We start from the raw sequence: 24,071 nt of genomic DNA on the forward strand, positions 1-24,071 counted from the left end.
GGCATTGAAAGGGAGGCTCAATCCGGTAGACGTGACGCGCATTCGGGAATTTAGTTGCCAGTCGGCGTCACGACATTGATCCGATAAGGCTGGAAGATGCGCAGCAATTCGCCGCTCTGGCGCAGCCGATCGAGCAAGGCGGCGAATGCCCGGGCATTGATCGGCGCGCCTGGGCGCACCAGCGCATAGTGGTGATAGACCTGATCGATCCGCTCGGAGGCCATCAGTTGCCCCCGGCTGTCCGGGTTTCGCGCCATGAAGTCGATCAGAAACGATCGCGTCGCCAGGGCGATGTCGACGCGTCCGCGCTGCACCATCAACAGGTTGCTGTCGTGGGAATAGGTCAACGTGGCACTGAAGGCTTGACTCAAGTAGTGAGGGTCGGCGTTGAAGTCGGCGAAGGCGTAGTGATAGCCGTGGAACAACGCCAAGCGCTTGTCTTGCAGACTGCTGAAATACTGCTGGTCTCGCCCGGGCTGTTGGCGTGCGACGAACACTTCGGCATCTTCCAGGCCCATGTCCACGCTTTCGTGGCGAATCTGTTCCCAGCCCCATTTGGGGTTCTCGAACACTGCGATGTCCGTGCGCCCTTGCTGGAAGTCGCCAAAACGCCGAGGTATAGACGTCGGCACCAGGACAAAATGGTAGCTGTGCTGTTGCTGGTTGAGGGCCTTGAGCAATTGCGGCAACAGGCCGCTTTCAGCGCCCTGCTCTGGACGCACGGTATAAGGCGGGAAATGCGCCGCCCCGACCCTGACCTCGACGACCGCCTGCGCCGACGCAGGCACCGCCATCCACACTGCGGCGAGCATCAACAAGGAAGACAAAGCCTTCGAGCCGGGCATAGGAGTCAAAAGCAGACACTCATCACGGTTTGCGAATGTATCCAGCAAAGCTAGGCGTTTTCCCGCCAAGGCACAACCTCCGCCGATGTCAAAACAGCAGCATTGTGCCAGGGGATGCCCTTGGGCCCGAGATTGGCTACGCTCTAGCGACCACGCAGGGTACTGCGTCTTGCACGGGAGCCCGGTATGGGGCATTGGCTGGTGATTGACCTGGAAGCGACTACCGATGACGGTGGTTGGCCCGTCACGGAGATGGAAATCATTGAAATCGGGGCGAGCCTGGTGACCCGCGAAGGCCGCGAAATCGATCATTTCCAGCGCTTCGTACGGCCTCGGCGGCGGCCGCAACTGACCCCCTTCTGCCGTGAGCTGACCCACATCACCCAGGCCAGCGTCGATGGCGCTGCGACTTTCACCGAGGTCTGGGCCCAGTTCGAGCGCTGGCTCGGCCATCACCAGGGGCAGTTGCAGGCCTGGGTCAGTTGGGGCGACTACGACCGTCAGCAATTGCAGCAGGAATGGAAACAACACCAGCTCACCAGCCTGTTGCAGGCCCTGCCCCATATCAACCTCAAGCAACGCTTCGCCAAGGCCCGTCACTTACAGCGCCCGATGGGGCTCAACAGCGCCCTGCAACTGGCGGGCCTGCAGTTCACCGGCCAGCAGCACCGCGCCCTGGAAGATGCCCGCAACACCGCGCGGTTGCTTCCCTTGAGCCTGCCGGCCAGCGGCACTTGAATTCAGATGACGAGGTGTTGGGGCTTGGGCATACTGGCCAGCCTTCTTTCCTCCCTCATTTCAGGAGTCGCTCCATGTTCAAGGTCAATGAGTACTTCGATGGCACCGTCAAGTCGATCGCCTTCACTGGCGAAGAAGGTCCGGCTACCGTGGGTGTCATGGCACCGGGCGAATATGAGTTTGGCACGGCCAAGCGAGAGATCATGCATGTGGTGTCCGGCGCACTGACCGTGAAGCTCCCGGGGAGCGATAACTGGGAGGTTTTCAAAGCGGGAAGCCAGTTCAATGTGCCAGCGGACAGCAAGTTCCAGTTGAAGGTGGCAGTGGATACGGCTTACCTGTGTGAGTATCGCGACTAAGGTGTTTTTGGGTCGTGTGATTATCCGTTTCTGGTGGTGACGCCACTGGCGCTTTTCGCCTTTACGGCGACCTACTTTTGCTCTTGGGCAAAAGTAGGCATGGGCGCAAAGGTGACTAAGCGTCACCCCAAAAACAGATCAGCCCACAAATCTCACAACCAACACCACTACCTCATCAGAAACGCAGCAACCCGCTCAGCCGCCATCTGCAGATGCCCCTCATGCGTCAAGCCCGACGCCTTCAGCGGCTTCAAGTCATGATCCGCAGCCGCCAACCAACACACCTCGATCGCTGGCGACAACACATATCCCGCCACCGCCTCCCGATTCCCCAGGGCATCCCGCTCCCCTTGGACAATGAGCGTACGAGTGCGCAATCCCGCCAGATGCTCGACCCGGGGCTTCTCCGGCTTGCCCACCGCATAGAACGGATACCCCAGGCACACCAAGGCATCAGCCTCCAACTCGTCAGCCAGCAGGCTTGCCATACGCCCGCCCATGGACTTGCCACCGACGGCCAACGGCCCCGCGACTAATGGTCGCACCTGACGGTACACCTCGCGCCAGCAGTCAAGCAGCACCTTCTGTGGGTTGGGCGGCCGCTTGCCGCCGCCCTCGCGACGCTGGGCCATGTAGGGAAACTCGAAGCGGATCACCCCCACCCCTTGCCCCGCCAGCCTTTGCGCCATGCCTTCCATGAAATCGCTGTCCATCGGCGCGCCCGCGCCGTGGGCCAGGATCAGGCAGCCCTTGTAGTCCTGATCCCTCCGAATTCTCGGAGGATCGCAGCGCAAGCCTGGGACATTTCCCACCTGCGCCCATTGATCCCCGTCAATACCGGCAATGTGCCCATTACTCATGCTTGCCTCGCTATCTAGCCTGCCTATAACCGTGGATGGGAACCCATACATGAACACAACCAGCAGTACCGCCTATAACTACAAGGTGGTCCGCCAATTCGCCATCATGACGGTGGTGTGGGGAATCGTCGGGATGGGGCTCGGCGTTTTCATTGCCGCGCAACTCGTCTGGCCTTCCCTCAACTTCGACCTTCCCTGGACCAGCTTCGGCCGCCTGCGACCGCTGCATACCAATGCGGTGATCTTCGCCTTCGGCGGCTGTGCCTTGTTCGCCACTTCCTATTATTCGGTGCAACGCACCTGCCAGACCACCCTGTTCGCACCTGCCTTGGCCGCGTTCACCTTCTGGGGCTGGCAACTGGTGATCCTGCTGGCAGCCATCAGCCTGCCGCTGGGCTTCACCAGCTCCAAGGAATACGCCGAACTGGAATGGCCGATCGACATCCTGATCACCATCGTCTGGGTCGCCTATGCCGTGGTGTTCTTCGGTACGCTGATCAAGCGCAACACCAAGCACATCTACGTCGGTAACTGGTTCTACGGCGGCTTCATCCTGACCGTGGCGATGCTGCACATCGTCAACAACCTGGAACTGCCCGTCAGCCTGACCAAGTCCTACTCGATCTATGCAGGCGCGACCGATGCGATGGTCCAGTGGTGGTATGGCCACAATGCCGTGGGCTTCTTCCTGACCGCAGGCTTCCTGGGGATGATGTACTACTACGTGCCCAAGCAGGCCGAGCGCCCGGTGTATTCCTATCGCCTGTCGATCGTCCACTTCTGGGCGCTGATCACCCTGTATATCTGGGCCGGCCCTCACCACCTGCACTACACCGCCCTGCCTGACTGGGCGCAGTCGCTGGGCATGATCATGTCGCTGATCCTGCTGGCGCCGAGCTGGGGCGGGATGATCAACGGCATGATGACCCTCTCCGGAGCCTGGCACAAACTGCGCAGCGACCCGATCCTGCGCTTCCTGGTGGTCTCGCTGGCCTTCTACGGCATGTCCACCTTCGAAGGCCCGATGATGGCCATCAAGACCGTCAACGCCCTCTCCCACTACACCGACTGGACCATCGGCCACGTACACGCTGGCGCCCTCGGCTGGGTCGCGATGATCTCCATCGGCGCGCTGTATCACACCATTCCGAAGGTGTTCGGTAAGGAGCGCATGTACAGCATCGGCCTGATCAATGCGCACTTCTGGCTGGCAACCATCGGCACCGTGCTGTACATCGCCTCGATGTGGGTCAACGGCATCGCCCAGGGCCTGATGTGGCGCGCGGTCAACGCCGACGGCACGCTCACCTACTCCTTCGTCGAAACCCTGGTGGCCAGCCACCCTGGCTTCATCGTCCGCTTCGTCGGCGGCGCGATCTTCCTCAGCGGCATGCTGCTGATGGCCTGGAACACCTGGCGCACCGTGCGCGTACCGTCCACCGACGCCGCCCCTGCGAACGCCCAGTTGGCCTGAGGAGATACGCCTGATGAAACATGAAGTCATCGAGAAAAACGTAGGCCTGCTGGCATTGCTGATGGTGTTCGCCGTCAGCATCGGTGGCCTGACCCAGATCGTCCCGCTGTTCTTCCAGGACGTCACCAACAAGCCGGTCGAAGGCATGAAGCCCTACACCGCCCTGCAGCTCGAAGGCCGCGACATCTACATCCGCGAAGGCTGCGTTGGCTGCCACTCGCAGATGATCCGTCCGTTCCGTGCCGAGACCGAGCGCTACGGTCACTACTCGGTGGCCGGCGAGAGCGTGTGGGACCACCCGTTCCTGTGGGGCTCCAAGCGTACCGGTCCAGACCTGGCACGTGTGGGCGGGCGCTACTCCGACGACTGGCACCGCGCGCACCTGTACAACCCGCGCAACGTCGTGCCCGAGTCGAAGATGCCGTCCTACCCGTGGCTGGTCGCGCAAAAGGTCGACAGCAGCCACACCGACACCAAGATGCGCACCCTGCGCACTCTGGGCGTGCCCTACACCGACGAAGACATCGCTGGCGCCCGCGACGCGGTCAAGGGCAAGACCGAGATGGACGCCCTGGTGGCCTACCTGCAGGTGCTGGGCACCGCGATCAAGAACAAGAGGTAACGATGGAACTGTCACTGGATATCGGCATGATCCGCGGCCTGGGCACCTTGGTGGTGATGATCGCCTTCATCGGCCTGAGCCTGTGGGTCTTCAACCGCCGCCGCGACCGTGATTTCGCCGAAGCGCGCTTGCTGCCCTTCGTCGATGACCGCCTGCCCCCTGCCGGGCAGGAACCTGCCATGAGGAATAATCGGTAATGACCACCTTCTGGAGTACCTACATCAGTGTACTGACCATCGGCAGCCTCATTGGCCTGACCTGGCTGCTGCTCGGCACCCGCAAGGGCCAGAGCAACAACACCACCGACCAGACCATGGGCCACAGCTTCGATGGCATCGAGGAGTACGACAACCCGCTGCCCAAGTGGTGGTTCTGGCTGTTCGTCGGCACCCTGGTGTTCGCGGTGGGCTACCTCATCCTCTACCCGGGCCTGGGCAATTGGAAAGGCATCCTGCCCGGCTACGAGAATGGCTGGACCCAGGTCAACGAATGGCAAAAGGAAATGGACAAGGCTGATGCCAAGTTCGGGCCGATCTTCGCCAAGTTTGCCGCCATGCCGGTGGAAGAAGTGGCCAAGGACCCACAGGCACTGAAAATGGGTGGCCGCCTGTTCGCCTCCAACTGCTCGGTGTGCCACGGCTCCGACGCCAAGGGTGCCTACGGCTTCCCCAACCTGACCGACAAGGACTGGCGCTGGGGCGGGGAGCCGGAGACCATCAAGGCTTCGATCATGGAAGGTCGCCATGGCGTGATGCCGGGTTGGGCCGAGGTGATCGGTGAACAGGGCGTGGCCGATGTCGCCGCCTTCGTGCTGACCAACCTCGATGGCCGTACCCTGCCCGAAGGCGCCAAGGCCGATCCGGCCAAGGGCCAGGAAATCTTCGCCGCCAATTGCGTGGCCTGCCACGGCCCAGAAGGCAAAGGCACCCCAGCGATGGGCGCGCCCAACCTGACCCACCCGCAGGCGTTCATCTACGGCTCGAGCTTCGCCCAGCTGCAGCAGACCATTCGCTACGGCCGCCAGGGCCAGATGCCTGCTCAGCGTGAAATCCAGGGCAACGACAAGGTCCATCTGCTGGCCGCCTATGTGTATAGCCTGTCGCAGGATGCTGCCTCCGAGAGCGTGACTGCCAAGTAACACCTTCGCGGGTAAGCCCGCTTCCACAAGGACAGCGACGATCCTTGTGGGAGGCTTACCCGCGAAAATCCCGCCGAAGCACCAGGACGAGCGACGTCCGTCAAGGGCTCCACCATCGCCCTCCCAGCCTCATCCCTCCTTGCACCCCCTCTGAACAGAACTAAGCTTGTTGCCACAGTGGCCTCGCTTATAGCGAACCCACCTGGCGCGGCGCATGGCCTGACTCCGCGCAACGGCTTTTACGGTCGATCGCACAGGTTTCGGTGAACGTCCCTTCCCGCCGGAGCCCCGCAGAAAAAGCTTGACCGATCGATCAGAAAAAGGCGAAAAACAGTACACATTACAAACATTTATTTGTGTACAATCATCCAGCCCCTAAACCGCGGGACGGTGGTGGAAAGGGCCTGGACACGGGTCGGCGTCATGATCCTTGCGTTGCCATAACCCTGGTGGTTATCGATACTGGCGCCGATTTTCGACCAACAAGAACACCCAAAACCGTGGAACCTTAGAATGAGCACTGCAATCAGTCCGACTGCTTATAACTATAAGGTCGTCCGCCAGTTCGCCATCATGACGGTGGTCTGGGGGATCCTTGGCATGGGGCTCGGCGTCTTCATCGCCTCGCAATTGGTATGGCCCCAGCTGAACCTGGACCTGCCATGGACGAGCTTCGGCCGCCTTCGCCCGCTGCACACCAACCTGGTGATCTTCGCCTTCGGAGGTTGCGCGCTGTTCGCCACTTCCTACTACGTCGTGCAGCGCACCTGCCAGACTCGGCTGATCTCCGACAGCATGGCCGCCTTCACCTTCTGGGGTTGGCAGGCGGTGATCGTCGGCGCGCTGATCACCCTGCCGATGGGCTACACCACCACCAAGGAATACGCCGAGCTCGAGTGGCCGCTGGCGATTCTCCTGGCCATCGTCTGGGTCACCTACGGCCTGGTGTTCTTCGGCACCATCGTCAAGCGCAAGACCAAGCACATCTATGTCGGCAACTGGTTCTACGGTGGCTTCATCGTGGTCACGGCGATGCTGCACATCGTCAACCACATGTCTCTACCCGTCAGCCTGTTCAAGTCGTACTCGGCCTACTCCGGCGCCACCGACGCGATGATCCAATGGTGGTACGGCCACAACGCCGTGGGCTTCTTCCTGACCACCGGTTTCCTGGGGATGATGTACTACTTCGTACCCAAGCAGGCCGAGCGTCCGATCTACTCCTATCGCCTGTCGATCGTCCACTTCTGGGCACTGATCACCCTGTACATCTGGGCCGGCCCTCACCACCTGCACTACACCGCGCTGCCTGACTGGGCGCAGTCGCTGGGCATGGTGATGTCGATCATCCTGCTGGCACCGAGCTGGGGCGGCATGATCAACGGCATGATGACCCTCTCCGGAGCCTGGCACAAACTGCGCACCGACCCGATCCTGCGCTTCCTGGTCGTCTCGCTGGCCTTCTATGGCATGTCCACCTTCGAAGGCCCGATGATGGCCATCAAGACCGTCAACTCGCTGTCGCACTATACCGACTGGACCATCGGCCACGTCCATGCCGGTGCCCTCGGCTGGGTCGCAATGATCTCCATCGGTTCGCTGTACCACATGATTCCGAAGGTCTATGGCCGCCAGCAGATGCACAGCGTCGGCCTGATCAACGCGCACTTCTGGCTGGCAACCATCGGTACCGTGCTGTACATCGCCTCGATGTGGGTCAACGGCATCACCCAGGGCCTGATGTGGCGCGCCATCAACGACGACGGCACCCTCACCTACTCCTTCGTCGAAGCCCTCCAGGCCAGCCACCCGGGCTACATCGTCCGCGCCTTGGGCGGTGCGTTCTTCGCCTCCGGCATGCTGCTGATGGCCTACAACGTCTACCGCACCGTCCGCGCCTCGAAGCCGGCCGAAGCTGAGGAAGCCGCCAAGATCGTCGTCGTGGGAGCTCACTGATGAAGCACGAAGCAGTCGAGAAGAATATTGGCCTGCTGGCCTTCTTCATGGTCATCGCCGTCAGCATCGGCGGCCTGACCCAGATCGTCCCGCTGTTCTTCCAGGACGTCACCAACAAGCCGGTCGAAGGCATGAAGCCCCGCACCGCGCTGGAGCTCGAGGGCCGCGACATCTACATCCGCGAAGGCTGCGTTGGCTGCCACTCGCAGATGATCCGTCCGTTCCGTGCCGAGACCGAGCGCTACGGTCACTACTCGGTGGCCGGCGAGAGCGTGTGGGACCACCCGTTCCTGTGGGGCTCCAAGCGTACCGGTCCAGACCTGGCACGTGTGGGCGGGCGCTACTCCGATGACTGGCACCGCGCGCACCTGTACAACCCGCGCAACGTCGTGCCCGAGTCTAAGATGCCCTCCTACCCTTGGCTGGTGGAGAACAAGCTCGATGGCAAGGACACGCCGAAGAAAATGGAAGTCCTGCGCACCCTGGGCGTGCCCTACACCGACGAGGACATTGCCGGCGCCCGCGACGCGGTCAAGGGCAAGACCGAGATGGACGCCCTCGTGGCGTACCTGCAAGGCCTCGGCACCATCATCAAGAGCAAGCGGTGACACTGATGGATATCGGGATGATTCGCGGCCTGGGCACCGTCGTGGTGATGGTCGCCTTCGTAGGCCTGGCGCTGTGGGTGTTCAACCCACGGCGCAAGAAGGAGTTCGACGAGGCAACCCAGTTGCCGTTCGCCGATGATCCCGAAGCCAGCCGGCACGTCGAGCAAGCGCAAGCGAAAGCTTCTAGGAGCAAAGAACAATGACAACCTTCTGGAGTCTGTACGTCACCGTCCTGACCCTGGGCACCATCTTTTCCCTGACCTGGCTGTTGCTCTCCACCCGCAAGGGCCAGCGCGAGGAAATCACCGACGAGACCGTCGGCCATGCCTTCGACGGTATCGAGGAATACGACAACCCGCTGCCCAAGTGGTGGTTCTGGTTGTTCGTCGGCACCATCGTGTTCGCCCTGGGCTACCTGGTGCTGTATCCGGGCCTGGGTAACTGGAAAGGCATCCTGCCTGGCTACCAGTACCTGGATACCGAAAAACAGACCGAGTTCTCCAACGGCCAGGCCGGCTGGACCGGCGTGCACGAGTGGGAAAAGGAAATGGCCAAGGCCGACGCCCGCTTCGGGCCGATCTTCGCCAAGTTCGCCGCCATGCCGGTCGAAGAAGTCGCCAAGGATCCGCAGGCACTGAAGATGGGGGGCCGCCTGTTCGCCTCCAACTGCTCGGTGTGCCATGGCTCCGATGCCAAGGGCGCCTACGGCTTCCCCAACCTGACCGACAACGACTGGCGCTGGGGCGGGGAGCCGGAGACCATCAAGACCACCATCATGAATGGTCGCCACGGCGTCATGCCGGCTTGGGCTGAGGTGTTGGGCGAGCAAGGCGTGGCCGATGTCGCCGCCTTCGTCCTGACCAACCTCGATGGCCGCACGCTGCCCGAAGGCGCCAAGGCCGACCCGGCCAATGGCCAGAAGCTCTTCGCCGCCAACTGCGTGGCCTGCCACGGTCCCGAAGGCAAAGGCACCCCAGCGATGGGCGCGCCTAACCTGACGCATCCGCAGGCGTTCATCTACGGTTCGAGCTTCGCCCAGCTGCAGCAGACCATCCGCTATGGCCGCCAAGGCCAGATGCCGGCCCAGGCGCAGATGCAGGGCAACGACAAGGTCCACCTGCTGGCGGCCTATGTCTACAGCCTTTCGCACCAGGACGCCGAGCAGCAGAAAGCAGAGTGACCAAAACGAGCGGCCCCGGCGATCAACACCGGGGTCGCTTTTTTCTGGGCTGGCAGGATTGATAGGAGGAAGCGCTACCGGATTCCGAAGGGCAAGGCACTGGGAAATTCTCTGGTGAACAGGCACCAAGCCTGACTTACCCAGAGGATTTACGAAATGACCTACCCCACCTATCCCGTAGCCCTACCCCCAAAACAGCCTGGCCGCTATGGCAACCGCCCAACACCCAGAGCGTTCGTGTTCGCATCCGATCCACAGTACCCATGGACGCCCGCTTCCGACTACGGCGATTATGAAAGCAACGCCGAACGCAACGAAACGTCACAAGCCTTGATCCACGAGCAGTACGCCAGCATTGCGAGCTACCGCAACAGCTTTGGCGGTACAGGCGTCCCAGTGATGATCAATGGCGACATGACTGCCTACGGGCACGGCTGGCAACGCAAAGTCCTCTACCCGATCATCGAGCGCCACCTGCAAGAGAACTACTACTTCGGCCTGGGTAACCATGACTACAGGAACAATGTCACCGATGAGTCCGGGGGCTCATTCAACAACGGCGGGCCCAGGGACAGTGTGATAGATCTGATCGACCATCACCGAGGGCTCGTGGACACGATGGATGTCGCGACCTCCGGCAGCTACAAGCAGACCAGCTATAGCGGCAGCCTGGGGTATAGCATCAGTTTCGGTCGGGTTCGCCTGATCCAGCTGAACAATGAGCCAACCTATCGCGTGGACTTCGACAGTGGATGGGCATGGCCCTTCGAGCACCGCCATAAGTTCAGCGTCACCGACGCGCTGGGCTGGCTGGAGGGGCAATTGAAGGAAGCCTATGAGAACGGCCAGATCATCCTGCTCAACCTGCATCAACCAGACGATTGGGATGGCACCGAGGAGGACCTGATGCACTTCAGGGACATGATCAACCACTGCCAGGTCAACGCCGTATTCGGTGGCCACTATCACACAGAAGCCGGAGGCTGGTATCGCTCCAACAGGCAATATGGCGTGGTGCCGGTGTTCCTGAGTGGCTCGGCCTCCCAGCGAACCTATCTGCTGGCCGAGCTGGACAACGACGCTCAAGGGTTGACCATCAAATGTGTAAGGAACAACGACTGGCCCCAAGCCGAAACCCTGAGGCACCTGAGGCTGTATCGGGCATAGACACTTGCCTGCGGCGGGCACGCCTTGTCAATTGACCTGCGTCAAGGCGAGCCCCAATACACGATAATCGAATACAACCCAATGCGACTTAACGCCGCAGCCACACCCCAGGTGCCATGACGGGCGTATCATGCTCCCAGACACCTGACTGGTAACAAACGCGGCCGGCATGCACTGGCCGCAGCGTTTTTCCACTGCCGTGGGACATGATGATGAGCAAGCAAATTCCGGTACATGACGTCACCCCGCCCGCCAAGAAAGGCAAGGAATCCGTCGACCTCTACGCCTCCCGGGAAAAAATCTACACCCGTGCCTTCACCGGCCTGTTCCGCAGGCTGCGCATGGTCGGCGGGGCGATCCTGTTCCTGCTCTACTTCGGCACCGTGTGGCTGAACTGGGGCGACCACCAGGCCGTATGGTGGAACCTGCCCGAGCGCAAGTTCTACATCTTCGGCGCCACCATCTGGCCGCAGGACTTCATCCTGCTCTCGGGCCTGCTGATCGTGTCGGCCTTCGGCCTGTTCTTCATCACCGTCTTCGCAGGCCGCGTATGGTGCGGCTACACCTGTCCGCAGAGTGTCTGGACGTGGATCTTCATGTGGTGCGAGAAGGTCACCGAGGGTGACCGCAACCAGCGCATGAAGCTCGACAAGGCGCCAATGAGCACCAACAAGTTCCTGCGCAAGGCTGCCAAACACAGCCTGTGGCTGCTGATCGGTTTCGTCACCGGCATGACCTTCGTCGGCTACTTCTCGCCCATTCGTGAACTGGTCAGCGAATTCTTCACTGGCCAAGCCGATGGCTGGGCCTATTTCTGGGTCGCGTTCTTCACCTTGGCCACCTACGGCAATGCCGGCTGGCTGCGTGAGCAGGTGTGCGTGTACATGTGTCCCTATGCCCGCTTCCAGAGCGTGATGTTCGACAAGGACACCCTGATCGTCTCCTACGACCCACGCCGCGGTGAGACCCGTGGCCCACGCAAGAAGGACATCGACTACAAGGCCAAGGGCCTGGGCGACTGCATCGACTGCACCATGTGCGTGCAGGTCTGCCCCACTGGCATCGACATCCGCGATGGTCTGCAGATCGAATGCATCGGCTGCGCGGCCTGCATCGACGCCTGCGACAACATCATGGAAAAGATGGACTATCCAAAAGGGCTGATCAGCTACACCACCGAACACAACCTGTCCGGGCAGAAGACCCACATGCTGCGCCCGCGCCTGATCGGTTATGCCGTGGTGCTGCTGGTGATGATCGGCCTGCTCGCCACCGCCTTCGCCACCCGTTCGCTGGTGGGCTTCGATGTCAGCAAGGACCGGGTGCTGTACCGCGAAAACGCCCAAGGGCGGATCGAGAACGTGTACAGCCTCAAGGTCATGAACAAGGATCAGCGTGATCATGTCTATGTGCTCGACGCTACCGGCCTGCCTGGCCTGCAGCTCGAAGGCCATCGCGAGATCCGCGTTGCTGCCGGCGATATCGTCAGCCTGCCGGTGCAGTTGTCGGTCGCGCCCGAGCAACTACCCTCGACCACCAACGAAATCACCTTCATCCTCAAGGACGCCGATCAAAGCGCCACCCAGGTTGAAGCCAAGAGCCGTTTCATCGGCCCGCAAATCCGCTGAGAGAGAACTCGACAATGCCTGCCGCAACCGCCGACAGCCCTTGGTACAAGCACCTTTGGCCCTGGATCATCATCGGCATCCTGACCACCTCGGTGTGCCTGAGCCTGACCATGGTCAGCATCGCCGTGCGCAACCCCGACAACCTGGTGAACGACAACTACTACGAGGCCGGCAAGGGGATCAACCGCTCCCTGGATCGTGAGCTGCTGGCCCAGACCCTCAACCTCAAGGCCAGCGTCCATCTGGACGAGCTGACCGGCGAAGTCGACGTACGTCTGATCGGCAACAGCGCCCCGCAGACGCTGGAGTTGAACCTGATCTCGCCCACCCAACCCGACAAGGACCGCAAGGTCCAGCTGGCCCGCAGCGAACCCGGCCGCTATCTCGGCCAGCTCGATGACCGGGTCGAAGGCCGGCGTTTCGTCGAGTTGCTGGGCAGCGAGGATGGCCACGTCTGGCGCCTGTTCGAGGAGGAGAAGGTCGCCCATGGTGTAACCCTGGAACTGGGTGACGAAGCCCTGCAGGGTGCCGAGCACCAAGAATGAACCGTCGCATGATTGGGGGCGCTTTGCGCCCCTTTCGCGGCACAAGACATTAAGACCGCGCCAACATGACCCAACCCACCCCCTGCTACCACTGCGCTCTCCCCGTCCCCGCCGGCAGCCGCTTCACCGCGGTGGTCCTGGGCGAGTCGCGTCAGTTCTGCTGCCCCGGCTGCCAGGCGGTGGCCGAGTCGATCGTCGCGGGCGGCCTGGAGCACTACTACCAGCACCGCAGTGACACCAGCGCCAACCCCGAAGCCCTGCCGCGCCAATTGCAGGATGAGTTGGCGCTGTACGATCGCACCGATGTGCAACAGACCTTCGTGCGCCACCAGGGCGAGTTGTCCGAAGCCACGCTGATGATCGAAGGCATCAGTTGCGCCGCCTGCGGCTGGCTGATCGAAAAGCACCTGCGCAACCTGGCCGGCGTCACCGAAGCACGCCTGAACCTGTCCAATCATCGCCTGCTGGTGACCTGGGACGACCGTCAACTGGCCCTTTCTCATCTGCTGTCCGAACTGCGCCAGATCGGCTACGCCGCCCATCCCTACCAGCCGGACCAGGCCGCCGAACGCCTCGCCCAGGAAAACCGCAGTGCCCTGCGCCGCCTCGGCGTGGCGGGCCTGCTGTGGTTCCAGGCGATGATGGCAACCATGGCCACCTGGCCGGAATTCAACATCGACCTGAGCCCCGAGCTGCACACCATCCTGCGCTGGGTCGCGCTGTTCCTGACCACTCCGATCGTGTTCTACAGCTGCGCGCCGTTCTTCAAAGGGGCTGCCCGCGACCTGCGCACACGCCATCTCACCATGGACGTCTCGGTGTCGCTGGCCATCGCCCTGGCCTATGGCGCCGGCATCTGGACTGCGATCACCGGCAGCGGCGAGCTGTATTTCGACACCGTGGGCATGTTCGCGCTGTTCCTGCTCACCGGCCGCTATCTGGAACGCCGCGCCCGAGAGCGCACGGCAGCGGCCACCGCTCAACTCGTCAACCTCCTGCCCGCCTCCTGCTTGCGTCTGGATGGCGCCGGAAACGCCGAGCGCATCCTGTTGGGCGAGCTCAATCAGGGTGACCGGGTCCAGGTATTGCCTGGCGCGGTGATCCCCGCAGACGGTCGCATCGTCGATGGCTGCTCCAGCGTCGACGAATCCCTGCTCACCGGAGAATACCTGCCGCTCGCGCGCCAGGTCGGCGACCGGGTCACCGGCGGTACGCTGAACGTTGAAAGCCCTCTGACCGTGGAAGTCGAAGCGCTGGGGCAGGCCTCCCGCCTCTCGGCCATCGTCCGCCTGCTGGAGCGGGCCCAGTCGGAAAAACCGCGCCTGGCCGAAATCGCCGACCGCGCCTCGCAGTGGTTCTTGCTGTTCACGTTGGTAGCCAGCGCGGCCATCGGCCTGCTGTGGTGGCAACTCGACGCCGCGCGGGCCTTTTGGATCGTCCTGGCCATGCTGGTAGCAACCTGCCCTTGCGCGCTCTCGCTGGCCACGCCGACGGCCCTGACCGCCGCCACTGGCACCCTGCACAAACTGGGCCTGCTGGTGACGCGTGGCCATGTGCTGGAAGGGCTGAACCAGGTCGACACGGTGATCTTCGACAAGACTGGCACTCTCACCGAGGGCCGCCTGGCGCTACGCAGCATCCACCCGCTGGGCGCGCTTTCTGCCGATCGCTGCCTGGCGCTGGCCGCCGCGCTGGAGAACCGCTCCGAGCATCCCATCGCCCGCGCCTTCGGTCGCACCGCGCAACCAGCCGAGGATGTGCAGACCGTGCCTGGGCTCGGCCTGGAAGGGCGCTTCGACGGGCAGCAGTTGCGTATCGGCCAGGCCACGTTCGTCTGCGCGTTGAGCGGCGCAGAGATACCGCCGGTGCCAGAGGCCCGTGGCCAGTGGCTCCTGCTGGGCGATCACCAAGGCCCGCTGGCCTGGTTCGGCCTGGATGATCGGTTGCGCGATGACGCACCCGCCCTGCTCACCGCCTGCAAAGCCCGCGGCTGGCAGACCCTGCTGCTGTCGGGCGACAGCTCGCCGATGGTCACCGAAGTGGCCGCGCAACTGGGCATCGACCAGGCCATTGGCGGCCTGCGCCCGGACGACAAGCTGGAGCGACTCAAGGCGCTGCAGGCACAGGGCCACAAGGTGCTGATGCTGGGCGACGGGGTCAACGACGTGCCGGTGCTGGCCGCCGCCGACATCAGCATCGCCATGGGCTCGGCCACTGACCTGGCCAAGACCTGCGCCGACGCGGTGCTGCTGTCCAACCGCCTGAATGCGTTGGTGCAAGCCTTCGACCTGGCCCGGCGCACGCGCCGCAATATCATCGAGAATCTGCTCTGGGCGACCCTGTATAATGGCCTCATGCTGCCGTTCGCCGCCCTCGGCTGGATCACGCCCGTCTGGGCGGCCATCGGCATGTCGGTCAGTTCGCTGATCGTGGTGCTCAATGCCCTGCGCCTGACCCGGCCCAGAGCCGCGAGCCTGCCTGCGGGCGAGACGCCCGCGACCGAAAGGAAACCGCTATGCCCGCCCTCTACGTCATGATCCCCGCGGCCCTGCTGATCGTCGGCGTGGCCGTGTACATCTTCTTCTGGGCAGTGGACAGCGGCCAATACGACGACCTCGACAGCCCCGCCCATAGCATCCTGTTCGACGACCAGGACCCCCGCCACCAGGCCGCGGTCAAACCCGACGACAGCCAGCCCGACGACAAGGATCCGCCCGCCCGTGCCTGACCTGCTTCCATTGCTCGGCTCGGCACTGGTCCTCGGCCTGCTCGGCGGCGGGCACTGTTTGGGCATGTGCGGCGGCCTGATGGGCGCCCTCACGCTGGCCATCCCCCCGGAGCAACGCAATCGTCGCCTGCGCCTTCTGCTGGCCTACAACCTGGGACGTGTGCTGAGCTACGCCACCGCCGGCCTGTTGCTTGGCCTGGCCGGCGTGGCGCTGGCCAGCAGCCCTCTGGCCCAAGGCCTGCGAGTGGTCGCCGCACTGTTGCTGATCGCCATGGGGCTATACCTGGCTGGCTGGTGGAGCGGCCTGACTCGTATCGAAGCAGTGGGCCGCGGCTTGTGGCGCCACATCCAGCCCTTGGCCACCCGCCTGCTGCCGGTCTCCAGCCTGCCCCGAGCCCTGCTGCTCGGTGCCCTCTGGGGCTGGCTGCCATGCGGCCTGGTCTACAGTACCTTGTTGTGGGCTGCCAGCCAGGGCAATGCCACTCATAGCGCAGCACTGATGCTGGCGTTCGGCATCGGCACCTGGCCGGTCCTGGTGGCCACGGGGCTGGCCGCCGAACGCATCGGCGCCCTGCTGCGTCGGCGCGGTGTGCGCATGGCCGGGGGGGTGCTGGTGATCCTGTTCGGCCTGTGGACCCTGCCAGGGCCGCATCAGCATTGGTTGATGGGGCACTGACGCGGCACCGCCCCGCCAGCGCATTCAGACCCCGTTGATGCAAATCAAGACGGGTTCCAACAGGCCGCCCTAGACTCCGGACACTGCCGCTCTCTCCGGGGACCACCATGCTCGACGACCTACGCTGGGACTGCGACCTGATCCGCCGCTACGATCTGGCCGGCCCACGCTACACCTCCTATCCGACCGCCATGCAACTGCACGGCGAAGTGGGCTCGTTCGACCTGCTCCACGCCCTGCGCGAGAGCCGTCGCGCGGTCCGCCCACTGTCGCTGTACGTCCACGTGCCGTTCTGCGCCAACATCTGCTACTACTGCGCCTGCAACAAGGTCATCACCAAGGACCGCGCCAGGGCCCAGCCTTATCTGCAACGTCTGGAGCAGGAGATCCAGCTGATCGCCTGCCACCTGGATACCAAGCAGCAGGTCGAGCAATTGCACTTCGGCGGTGGCACGCCCACCTTCCTCAGTCATGTCGAACTGCGCCAGCTCATGGCCACCCTGCGCCAGCACTTCCACCTGCTCGACGATGATTCCGGCGACTACGGTATCGAGATCGACCCGCGCGAAGCGGACTGGTCGACCATGGGTCTGCTGCGCGAGCTGGGCTTCAACCGTGTGAGCCTGGGCGTACAGGACTTGGACCCAGCCGTCCAGCGTGCGGTCAATCGCCTGCAAAGCCTGGAGCAGACCCGCACCTTGATCGAGGCCGCACGCACCCTGCAGTTCCGCTCGGTCAACCTCGATCTGATTTACGGCCTGCCCAAGCAGACCCCTGAAGGCTTCGCCCGTACCGTCGAGGAAGTGATCCGTCTGCAGCCGGACCGCCTCTCGGTATTCAACTACGCCCACCTGCCCGAGCGCTTCATGCCCCAGCGACGCATCGACAGCACCGAGCTGCCGACGCCTTCGGCCAAGCTGGAAATGCTCCAGGCCACCATCGAGCAACTGACCGGCGCGGGTTACCGCTACATCGGCATGGACCACTTCGCCCTGCCCGACGACGAACTGGCCATCGCCCAGGAAGAAGGCACGCTGCAGCGCAACTTCCAGGGCTACACCACCCACGGCCACTGCGACCTGATCGGCCTGGGCGTATCGGCCATCAGCCAGATCGGCGACCTGTACTGCCAGAACAGCAGCGACCTGGCCACCTACCAGGACACACTCTCCACCGCCCAACTGGCGACCCAACGCGGACTGCTGTGCAACCCGGATGACCGCCTGCGCCGGGCAGTCATCCAGCAATTGATCTGCCATTTCGAGTTGGACTTCGACACCGTCGAGCAAGCCTTCACCATCGACTTTCGTGGCTACTTCAAGGATCAATGGCCACAGTTGCAGGCCATGCAGCGCGATGGCCTGATCAGCCTGGATGCCAAGGGCATACAGGTACTCCCGGCCGGGCGACTGCTGGTGCGCTCGGTATGCATGGTGTTCGACGCCTACCTGGCCATGCACAACCAGCAGCGCTTCTCTCGGGTGATATGAACTGACCGAGTCGATCAACCGCATGGACAGAACGCCTTGTCAGGCACACTATGGGCAATTGACAGGCCTCGGCACACTCCCGCCGAGGCCCGGCCAGGTCGCACCACACTAGCGCGCACTGGCCTACAACCTATGCTGTGAGTTACCCTTACAGCTTATGTGTGCTTTCCCACAAGGATCGATAGAAATGTCCGAGCCAGTCAAACTGCGCCCACACAACCAGGCCCATTGCAAGGATTGCAGCCTGGCCCCCCTGTGCCTGCCGCTGTCACTCAATCTGGAGGACATGGACGCACTGGATGAAATCGTCAAGCGCGGCCGCCCCCTGAAGAAGGGCGAGTTCCTGTTCCGCCAGGGCGACAATTTTGGCTCGGTCTACGCGGTACGTTCCGGCGCGCTGAAAACCTTCAGCCTCAGTGACAGCGGTGAAGAACAGATTACCGGCTTCCACCTGCCCAGCGAGCTGGTCGGGCTGTCGGGGATGGACACCGAGACCTACCCGGTATCGGCCCAGGCCCAGGAAACCACCTCGGTCTGCGAGATCCCCTTCGAGCGCCTGGATGAACTGTCGGTCCAGTTGCCGCAGTTGCGTCGCCAATTGATGCGGGTGATGAGCCGGGAGATTCGGGACGACCAGCAAATGATGCTGCTGCTGTCGAAAAAGACCGCGGACGAACGTATCGCCACGTTCCTGGTCAACCTTTCCGCCCGCTTCCGCGCCCGTGGTTATTCTGCCAACCAGTTCCGCCTGAGCATGTCGCGCAACGAAATCGGCAATTATCTGGGCCTGGCGGTGGAAACCGTGTCGCGGGTGTTCACGCGCTTCCAGCAAAACGGCCTGATCAAGGCCGAGGGCAAGGAAGTGCACATCCTCGACCCGATCCAGCTGTGCGCGCTGGCGGGCGGCGCGATAGAAGCCTGAAGCCGCACCGGCAAGGTATACTGGCGCATCCGTTTTCCAGGACAGCCACATGCACAGCGATACCTTCGACCTCAAAGCCCTGATCCGCCCGGTCCCGGACTTTCCCAAGCCGGGCGTGATCTTCCGTGACATCACCCCTTTGTTCCAGTCGCCGCGCGGGTTGCGCTATGTGGCCGATCAGTTCATCGAGCGTTATGTCGAGGCCGAGTTCAGCCACATCGGCGCCATGGATGCCCGGGGCTTCCTGATCGGTTCGATCATTGCCCACCAGTTGAACAAGCCCCTGATCCTGTTCCGCAAGCAGGGCAAACTGCCGGCTGACGTGCTGTCGGAGGCTTATCAGACCGAGTACGGCGAAGCGTTCCTTGAAGTGCACGCCGACAGCCTGTGCGAAGGCGATTCGGTGTTGATCTTCGATGACCTGATCGCCACCGGCGGCACTCTACTGGCGGCTGCCAACCTGATCCGCCGCACCGGTGCCGAAGTGTTCGAAGCTGCGGCGATCATCGACCTGCCTGAGCTGGACGGCTCCCGTCGCCTGCAGGCTGCAGGTGTGCCGACCTTCTGCCTGACCGAGTTTTCGCTGAGCGAATACTGAGTCGTGATGCGCCAGGGCCGCGAGGCGGCCCTGCTCTTTGATTCAGAGTGAAATCGGCTTACGCCCGGCGAATGCATGAGCCAAGGTTCCACCATCCACCAGCTCAAGCTCCCCACCCAGCGGCACGCCATGGGCGATGCGCGAGGCGATCAGGCCTTTCTCGGTCAGCAGTTGAGCGATGTAATGAGCAGTCGCCTCCCCCTCCACCGTAGGGTTGGTCGCCAGGATCACCTCGGTGAAACTCCCCTGCTCTTCGATCCGCGCCATCAATTGTGGAATCCCGATTGCGTCCGGCCCGAGCCCGTCCAACGGCGACAGGTGCCCCTTGAGGACAAAGTAGCGGCCTCGATAGCCCGTCTGCTCCACCGCATACACATCCATCGGCCCCTCCACCACACAGAGCTGGGTGTCGTCTCGGCGCGTATCGGCGCATTGCGGGCACAGTTCCTGCTCGGTCAGCGTCCGGCATTGACGGCAGTGGCCAACGCCTTCCATGGCCTGGCTCAGGGCCTGGGCCAGGCGCAAGCCACCGCTGCGGTCGCGCTCGAGCAACTGCAGGGCCATACGCTGGGCGGTTTTCTGACCGACACCGGGCAGTATGCGCAGGGCGTCGATCAGTTGGCGGATCAGGGGGCTGAAGCTCATGGGAAAGGCCTGACAGATCAATAGGAGGCGGTTTATACCGGCCGGGGTCATATACGTCAAATACACCCCCCTTCAAGCGGCCACAAGCAACGACTTCACCTCCCGACGCGTTGTGCTTGCGCTTGCTCCTTATGCGCGATTGCCCAGGCACCTTCACTCGGCCTCCTGAAGTCACGATTCGCGGTGTCTGGACTATCGCGTATGAAGAGCAAAAGCTACGGGCATGAGCAACGAACCCGTTGTAGCTGATGTGTTGGGTCAGCATGGTTTTTCACAAGCCAAACAAAAAAGCCGCCCCGATCATCGGTAGCGGCTTTTCAATGTGCAGCCAGTCTTGCTGGCCAAGCAACCGTTAGAACGGCATCTTGAAGCCCGGCGGCAACTGCATGCCTGCAGTCATGCTGCCCATTTTCTCCTGGCTGTTCTGCTCGACCTTGCGCACGGCGTCGTTGACCGCAGCAGCGATCAGGTCTTCCAGTACTTCCTTGTCCTCTTGCATCAGGCTGTCGTCGATGCTGATGCGCTTGACGTCATGGCGACCGGTCATCACCACGCTGACCAGGCCGGCACCGGATTGGCCAGTCACTTCAGCATTGGCCAGCTCTTCCTGCATCTTGGCCATTTTTTCCTGCATCTGCTGGGCCTGCTTCATCAGGCCGGCCATGCCACCTTTCATCATGGGGTACACCTCGATTGGGTCATGTGATGCGCCCTGGCTCGCCACCGGGCGCATGGTTATCCGTTTATTCGCCCTGGCTGACCAAGGCTTGCACAGGCTCAATAGTATCCTGTCGTACCGTCGCACCGAACTGCCGGATCATCTGCTGGATGAGTGGGTCCTGCTCGATCGACACCTCAGCCTCGCGCTGGCGCTCCGCGCGCTTGCGGGCAGCGGCCTGGGCCGGGGTTTCCTGCTCGGGGCGGATCAGTTCGATCTTCAGTCGCAGGGTACGCCCCAAGTGCTGGTTGAGCGCTTCGTTCAGACGACGCTGCTGGGTGGTGTTGAACAGCGCACCCTGCCCCGGGTCCAAATGCAGCAGCCAATCGTCGCCATCAGCGGCAATCAGCGTACAGTTTGCGGCGATGTTGCCTGTCATACCGGAGACAGGCAACTGTGGGAATAATTCCAGCCATTGCAGGGCTAGACCTGTAGCCGGCTTGGCCGCCGGCAGAGGCTCCGGCGCCTTGGCCGGCTCGGCTTCGTGTACATGTTCGGCCAACTCGTCCAGATAGCTGAAACCGGTTGGGTCGCTGTCCGGCGTGTAGTAATCCTCATCCAGCGGCGGTTCGTCGTCACGGTCCATACCTGCCGAGCCGTAGGCAGACGGATCGAAGGGTGGATCGTCATCGCTGTACTGGCTTTGGCTGGGCACTGGAACAGGCTGAGCCTGCGGCGCGGGCGAGGCGTCGGGCGCTGGGGGCGCGGCCGGCTCTTCCCACGGCAGGTCGATGACTTCCTCCACCACCACGTCCGGCTCCGGCGCAGAAACCTCGATCTGCGGCTCGGGCTCGGGCTCAGGTACCGGTTCTACAACCTCTGCAGGTGGCTCGATCGCCGGCACAACGGCCGGCTCGACAGCAGCAGGTGCTTGGGCCGCAGCAACGGATTGCTCGGGAACACTGGCAACAGGCGGCTCGACGACAGGAGCCGCGGCTGCCACCGGTTTCGCCGGATCAGCTGTGGCCTGGCTGATCCCCACCGGCTTTAGTGCCGGCTTCGGTGCATCTTCGGCATCCGCCGGGCGGAAGGCCAGCATCCGCAGCAGGACCATCTCGAATCCACCCCGCGGATCCGGCGCCAACGGCAGGTCCCGACGACCGATCAGGCCCATCTGGTAATAAAACTGCACGTCCTCAGCCGGCAATGCCGAAGCCAGGGCCAGCACGCGGTCACGATCGCCCTGGCCATTGTCCACGGCCTCGGGCAGCGCCTGGGCAATGGCGACTCGGTGTAGCACATTGAGCATCTCGGCCAGCACGCCATTCCAGTCCGGGCCCTGTTCGGCGAGGTTGCGCACGGCCTCCAGAAGCGCCCGGGCATCGCCCTCCAACAGCGCCTGGAGCACGCCATACACCTGACCATGGTCGAGAGTACCGAGCATCGCCCGGACATCGGCGGCCAGCACCTTGCCCTCGCCGAAGGCAATGGCCTGATCGGTCAGGCTCATGGCGTCGCGCATGGAGCCGTCGGCCGCACGGCCGAGCAGCCACAGGGCATCTTCCTCGAATGGCACATTCTCGGCGCCCAGCACATGGCTCAGGTGCTCGACCACCCGCTCCGGGCTCATGTTCTTCAACGAGAACTGCAGGCAACGCGACAGAATGGTCGCAGGAAGCTTCTGTGGATCGGTGGTGGCGAGGATGAACTTGACGTACGGCGGCGGCTCTTCCAGCGTCTTCAACAGGGCGTTGAAGGAGTGGGTAGAGAGCATGTGCACTTCGTCGATCAGGTAGACCTTGAAACGCCCACGGCTCGGCGCGTACTGCACGTTGTCGAGCAGTTCACGGGTGTCTTCGACCTTGGTCCGGCTCGCGGCGTCGATCTCGATCAGGTCGACGAAGCGCCCTTCGTCGATCTCCCGGCAGACCGAACAGGTACCGCATGGCGTGGAGGTGATACCGGTTTCGCAGTTCAGGCACTTGGCAATGATGCGCGCGATCGTGGTCTTGCCCACGCCGCGAGTGCCGGTGAACAGATAGGCATGGTGCAGGCGCTGGTTGTCCAGGGCGTTGATCAAAGCCTTGAGCACATGGGCCTGGCCGACCATTTCGCGGAACGAGCGCGGGCGCCATTTACGTGCAAGAACCTGATAACTCATCAAAAAACCATCGCAGCCTGAACAAGCGGAAGATCGCTAATGCTAGCGGAGCGGGGGCAAAATTGCACCCTGCCGAAGTCGTCTAAGCTATGGACAAGCGCACGCATTGGCAGCGATCAAGGAGGATTGACGTGCAGCGAGCCCTGCTCATCCTCATGCTCTGGGCCGGCAATGCCCTGGCCGAGCAACCCGTGCTGCGATTTTCCGTGGCCGAAAGCTGGAGCATGCCCCTGATTCGCATTGAACAGGACCAACCCGTCGAAGGCATCCTGTTTGACCTGATGCAGACACTGGCCCAAGAAACGGGCATACGAGCGGAGTATCACGTGATGGCGCGTCTGCGCGTGCAACAGGCCATGGACGCGGGCGAAGTCGATGTGCGCTGCCATGTGACCCCCACGTGGCTCGACGACCGCTTCGACAAGTTCCTGTGGAGCGTACCCCTCCTGCATCAGCGCGACCTGCTGGTCGGCAGCCCCGGCCAGTACCCCCCTGCCCGCCTTGAACAATTGCCCGCACAAGCCGTGGGCACGGTGCTGGGCTACCACTACCCCGCCTTGGACACACTATTTGCCGACGGTCGGCTGCGACGCGAGGACAGCCGCAACCAGGTACTCGCCTTGCAAAAACTCCAGGCCGGCCGCTACCGCCACGCCGTGAGCAACGAATTCTCACTGCTATGGTTCAACCGCACACTCCCCCCTGAGCAACGATTAAAGGCCCTCGCCGTGCTGGAAGAGCAGGACCTGAGCTGTATCGTGCGCAACGACCCGGCAGTTCCCACCCAGGCAGTACTCAGTGCACTGGCGCATATGAAGCAATCGGGTCAGATCGAGCGCATCCTGCAGCGCTACAACACTCCATCAACACAACCGGTCAGTTCGCAGACAGTCACGTCGTCCCAGATTTCCGATCGCTGACCCTCACCACGAGCCCGCCTGCATTACCACAGCGCTCAAGAACAAACCCACCCCAAAACACCCCATGCGTCGCCACGCTGCGCAGGCAACGGGCCAACGGCCTAGGCGTACGCGAGGCAAAGAAGCCGCCAGTACGCGGGCGAAAGAGCAGGC

Annotated in this window: 25 protein-coding genes and 1 pseudogene; 20 read left to right on the forward strand and 6 right to left on the reverse strand. The window is 62.7% G+C overall.

What is annotated here, in order from left to right; genetic code table 11:
• Nucleotides 1–50: 50 nt before the first annotated feature.
• The gene (locus tag IEC33019_RS15630; RefSeq protein ID WP_070092076.1) at nt 51–854 is read right to left on the reverse strand and encodes a substrate-binding periplasmic protein; all 804 of its coding nucleotides are present in this window, start codon (nt 852–854) and stop codon (nt 51–53) included.
• A 177-nt stretch (nt 855–1,031) separates the two neighbouring features.
• Here IEC33019_RS15630 and IEC33019_RS15635 point away from each other — a divergent pair, with 177 nt between their 5' ends.
• Nucleotides 1,032–1,583, forward strand: coding sequence for an exonuclease domain-containing protein (locus tag IEC33019_RS15635; RefSeq protein WP_070092077.1), 552 nt, complete (start codon nt 1,032–1,034; stop codon nt 1,581–1,583).
• 74 nt (nt 1,584–1,657) lie between these two features.
• Nucleotides 1,658–1,942: a pyrimidine/purine nucleoside phosphorylase gene (locus IEC33019_RS15640; RefSeq protein ID WP_043212311.1), complete on the forward strand. Its 285-nt coding sequence runs from the start codon at nt 1,658–1,660 to the stop codon at nt 1,940–1,942.
• 167 nt (nt 1,943–2,109) lie between these two features.
• On the opposite strand, the gene IEC33019_RS15645 is transcribed toward IEC33019_RS15640, so the two are convergent.
• Nucleotides 2,110–2,802: an alpha/beta family hydrolase gene (locus IEC33019_RS15645; protein WP_070092135.1), complete on the reverse strand. Its 693-nt coding sequence runs from the start codon at nt 2,800–2,802 to the stop codon at nt 2,110–2,112.
• Between the two features lie 49 nt (nt 2,803–2,851).
• On the opposite strand from IEC33019_RS15645, the gene ccoN (IEC33019_RS15650) reads away from it, so the two are divergent.
• From ccoN (IEC33019_RS15650) to IEC33019_RS15735, 17 genes are all read left to right on the forward strand, one after another.
• Entirely contained in the window at nt 2,852–4,276 is a 1,425-nt protein-coding gene (gene ccoN, locus IEC33019_RS15650) for a cytochrome-c oxidase, cbb3-type subunit I (RefSeq protein WP_070092078.1), read from the forward strand.
• A 13-nt stretch (nt 4,277–4,289) separates the two neighbouring features.
• Complete coding sequence (gene ccoO, locus IEC33019_RS15655) at nt 4,290–4,898, forward strand: cytochrome-c oxidase, cbb3-type subunit II (RefSeq protein WP_070092079.1); 609 nt, start codon at nt 4,290–4,292, stop codon at nt 4,896–4,898.
• An 8-nt stretch (nt 4,899–4,906) separates the two neighbouring features.
• Nucleotides 4,907–5,095, forward strand: coding sequence for a cbb3-type cytochrome oxidase subunit 3 (locus IEC33019_RS15660; protein WP_043212339.1), 189 nt, complete (start codon nt 4,907–4,909; stop codon nt 5,093–5,095).
• Nucleotides 5,095–6,036 carry a cytochrome-c oxidase, cbb3-type subunit III gene (gene ccoP / locus IEC33019_RS15665; RefSeq protein ID WP_070092080.1) on the forward strand — a complete coding sequence of 314 codons (942 nt, stop codon included), beginning with the start codon at nt 5,095–5,097 and terminating at the stop codon, nt 6,034–6,036. The genes IEC33019_RS15660 and ccoP (IEC33019_RS15665) overlap by 1 nt, the downstream gene beginning before the upstream one ends.
• Before the next feature lie 513 nt (nt 6,037–6,549).
• A complete protein-coding gene (gene ccoN / locus IEC33019_RS15675) occupies nt 6,550–7,992 on the forward strand; it encodes a cytochrome-c oxidase, cbb3-type subunit I (protein ID WP_070092081.1) in 1,443 nt (480 codons plus the stop codon).
• Nucleotides 7,992–8,600, forward strand: coding sequence for a cytochrome-c oxidase, cbb3-type subunit II (gene ccoO / locus IEC33019_RS15680; protein WP_043212301.1), 609 nt, complete (start codon nt 7,992–7,994; stop codon nt 8,598–8,600). The genes ccoN (IEC33019_RS15675) and ccoO (IEC33019_RS15680) overlap by 1 nt, the downstream gene beginning before the upstream one ends.
• Before the next feature lie 5 nt (nt 8,601–8,605).
• Nucleotides 8,606–8,803 (forward strand): CcoQ/FixQ family Cbb3-type cytochrome c oxidase assembly chaperone, encoded by a 198-nt coding sequence (locus tag IEC33019_RS15685; RefSeq protein WP_070092136.1) that lies wholly within the window; start codon nt 8,606–8,608, stop codon nt 8,801–8,803.
• Nucleotides 8,800–9,780, forward strand: a complete 981-nt coding sequence (ccoP, locus tag IEC33019_RS15690; RefSeq protein ID WP_070092082.1) for a cytochrome-c oxidase, cbb3-type subunit III — start codon at nt 8,800–8,802, stop codon at nt 9,778–9,780. Before IEC33019_RS15685 ends, ccoP (IEC33019_RS15690) begins: the two co-directional genes overlap by 4 nt.
• Before the next feature lie 237 nt (nt 9,781–10,017).
• A complete protein-coding gene (locus IEC33019_RS15695) occupies nt 10,018–10,947 on the forward strand; it encodes a metallophosphoesterase family protein (RefSeq protein ID WP_157765894.1) in 930 nt (309 codons plus the stop codon).
• A gap of 212 nt (nt 10,948–11,159) precedes the next feature.
• Nucleotides 11,160–12,575, forward strand: coding sequence for a cytochrome c oxidase accessory protein CcoG (gene ccoG / locus IEC33019_RS15700; protein ID WP_070092137.1), 1,416 nt, complete (start codon nt 11,160–11,162; stop codon nt 12,573–12,575).
• Between the two features lie 14 nt (nt 12,576–12,589).
• Nucleotides 12,590–13,120 (forward strand): FixH family protein, encoded by a 531-nt coding sequence (locus IEC33019_RS15705; RefSeq protein ID WP_070092084.1) that lies wholly within the window; start codon nt 12,590–12,592, stop codon nt 13,118–13,120.
• A 65-nt stretch (nt 13,121–13,185) separates the two neighbouring features.
• Nucleotides 13,186–15,657 carry a heavy metal translocating P-type ATPase gene (locus IEC33019_RS15710; protein ID WP_070092085.1) on the forward strand — a complete coding sequence of 824 codons (2,472 nt, stop codon included), beginning with the start codon at nt 13,186–13,188 and terminating at the stop codon, nt 15,655–15,657.
• Complete coding sequence (gene ccoS / locus IEC33019_RS15715) at nt 15,636–15,848, forward strand: cbb3-type cytochrome oxidase assembly protein CcoS (RefSeq protein WP_070092086.1); 213 nt, start codon at nt 15,636–15,638, stop codon at nt 15,846–15,848. The genes IEC33019_RS15710 and ccoS overlap by 22 nt, the downstream gene beginning before the upstream one ends.
• Entirely contained in the window at nt 15,841–16,524 is a 684-nt protein-coding gene (locus tag IEC33019_RS15720) for a sulfite exporter TauE/SafE family protein (protein ID WP_070092087.1), read from the forward strand. Before ccoS ends, IEC33019_RS15720 begins: the two co-directional genes overlap by 8 nt.
• A 107-nt stretch (nt 16,525–16,631) precedes the next feature.
• A complete protein-coding gene (hemN, locus tag IEC33019_RS15725; protein WP_070092088.1) occupies nt 16,632–18,014 on the forward strand; it encodes an oxygen-independent coproporphyrinogen III oxidase in 1,383 nt (460 codons plus the stop codon).
• A gap of 187 nt (nt 18,015–18,201) precedes the next feature.
• Complete coding sequence (fnrA, locus tag IEC33019_RS15730; RefSeq protein ID WP_070092089.1) at nt 18,202–18,936, forward strand: Crp/Fnr family transcriptional regulator FnrA; 735 nt, start codon at nt 18,202–18,204, stop codon at nt 18,934–18,936.
• A 49-nt stretch (nt 18,937–18,985) separates the two neighbouring features.
• Nucleotides 18,986–19,534: an adenine phosphoribosyltransferase gene (locus tag IEC33019_RS15735; protein WP_070092090.1), complete on the forward strand. Its 549-nt coding sequence runs from the start codon at nt 18,986–18,988 to the stop codon at nt 19,532–19,534.
• A gap of 42 nt (nt 19,535–19,576) precedes the next feature.
• On the opposite strand, the gene recR is transcribed toward IEC33019_RS15735, so the two are convergent.
• From recR to dnaX, 3 genes are all read right to left on the reverse strand, one after another.
• The gene (recR, locus tag IEC33019_RS15740; RefSeq protein ID WP_070092091.1) at nt 19,577–20,179 is read right to left on the reverse strand and encodes a recombination mediator RecR; all 603 of its coding nucleotides are present in this window, start codon (nt 20,177–20,179) and stop codon (nt 19,577–19,579) included.
• Nucleotides 20,180–20,531: 352 nt separating this feature from the next.
• Entirely contained in the window at nt 20,532–20,858 is a 327-nt protein-coding gene (locus IEC33019_RS15745; RefSeq protein WP_043212277.1) for a YbaB/EbfC family nucleoid-associated protein, read from the reverse strand.
• A gap of 64 nt (nt 20,859–20,922) precedes the next feature.
• Entirely contained in the window at nt 20,923–22,998 is a 2,076-nt protein-coding gene (gene dnaX, locus IEC33019_RS15750) for a DNA polymerase III subunit gamma/tau (protein WP_070092092.1), read from the reverse strand.
• Between the two features lie 131 nt (nt 22,999–23,129).
• Here dnaX and IEC33019_RS15755 point away from each other — a divergent pair, with 131 nt between their 5' ends.
• Nucleotides 23,130–23,918: a substrate-binding periplasmic protein gene (locus tag IEC33019_RS15755; protein WP_070092093.1), complete on the forward strand. Its 789-nt coding sequence runs from the start codon at nt 23,130–23,132 to the stop codon at nt 23,916–23,918.
• Nucleotides 23,919–23,921: 3 nt separating this feature from the next.
• Here the strand turns inward: IEC33019_RS15755 and IEC33019_RS28215 are convergent.
• Nucleotides 23,922–24,066: pseudogene (locus IEC33019_RS28215) on the reverse strand (DUF2938 family protein); the annotation flags it as partial.
• Between the last annotated feature and the right edge of the window lie 5 nt (nt 24,067–24,071).

Origin of the sequence: Pseudomonas putida (assembly GCF_002741075.1) — a bacterium.
GTDB lineage: Bacteria > Pseudomonadota > Gammaproteobacteria > Pseudomonadales > Pseudomonadaceae > Aquipseudomonas > Aquipseudomonas putida_T.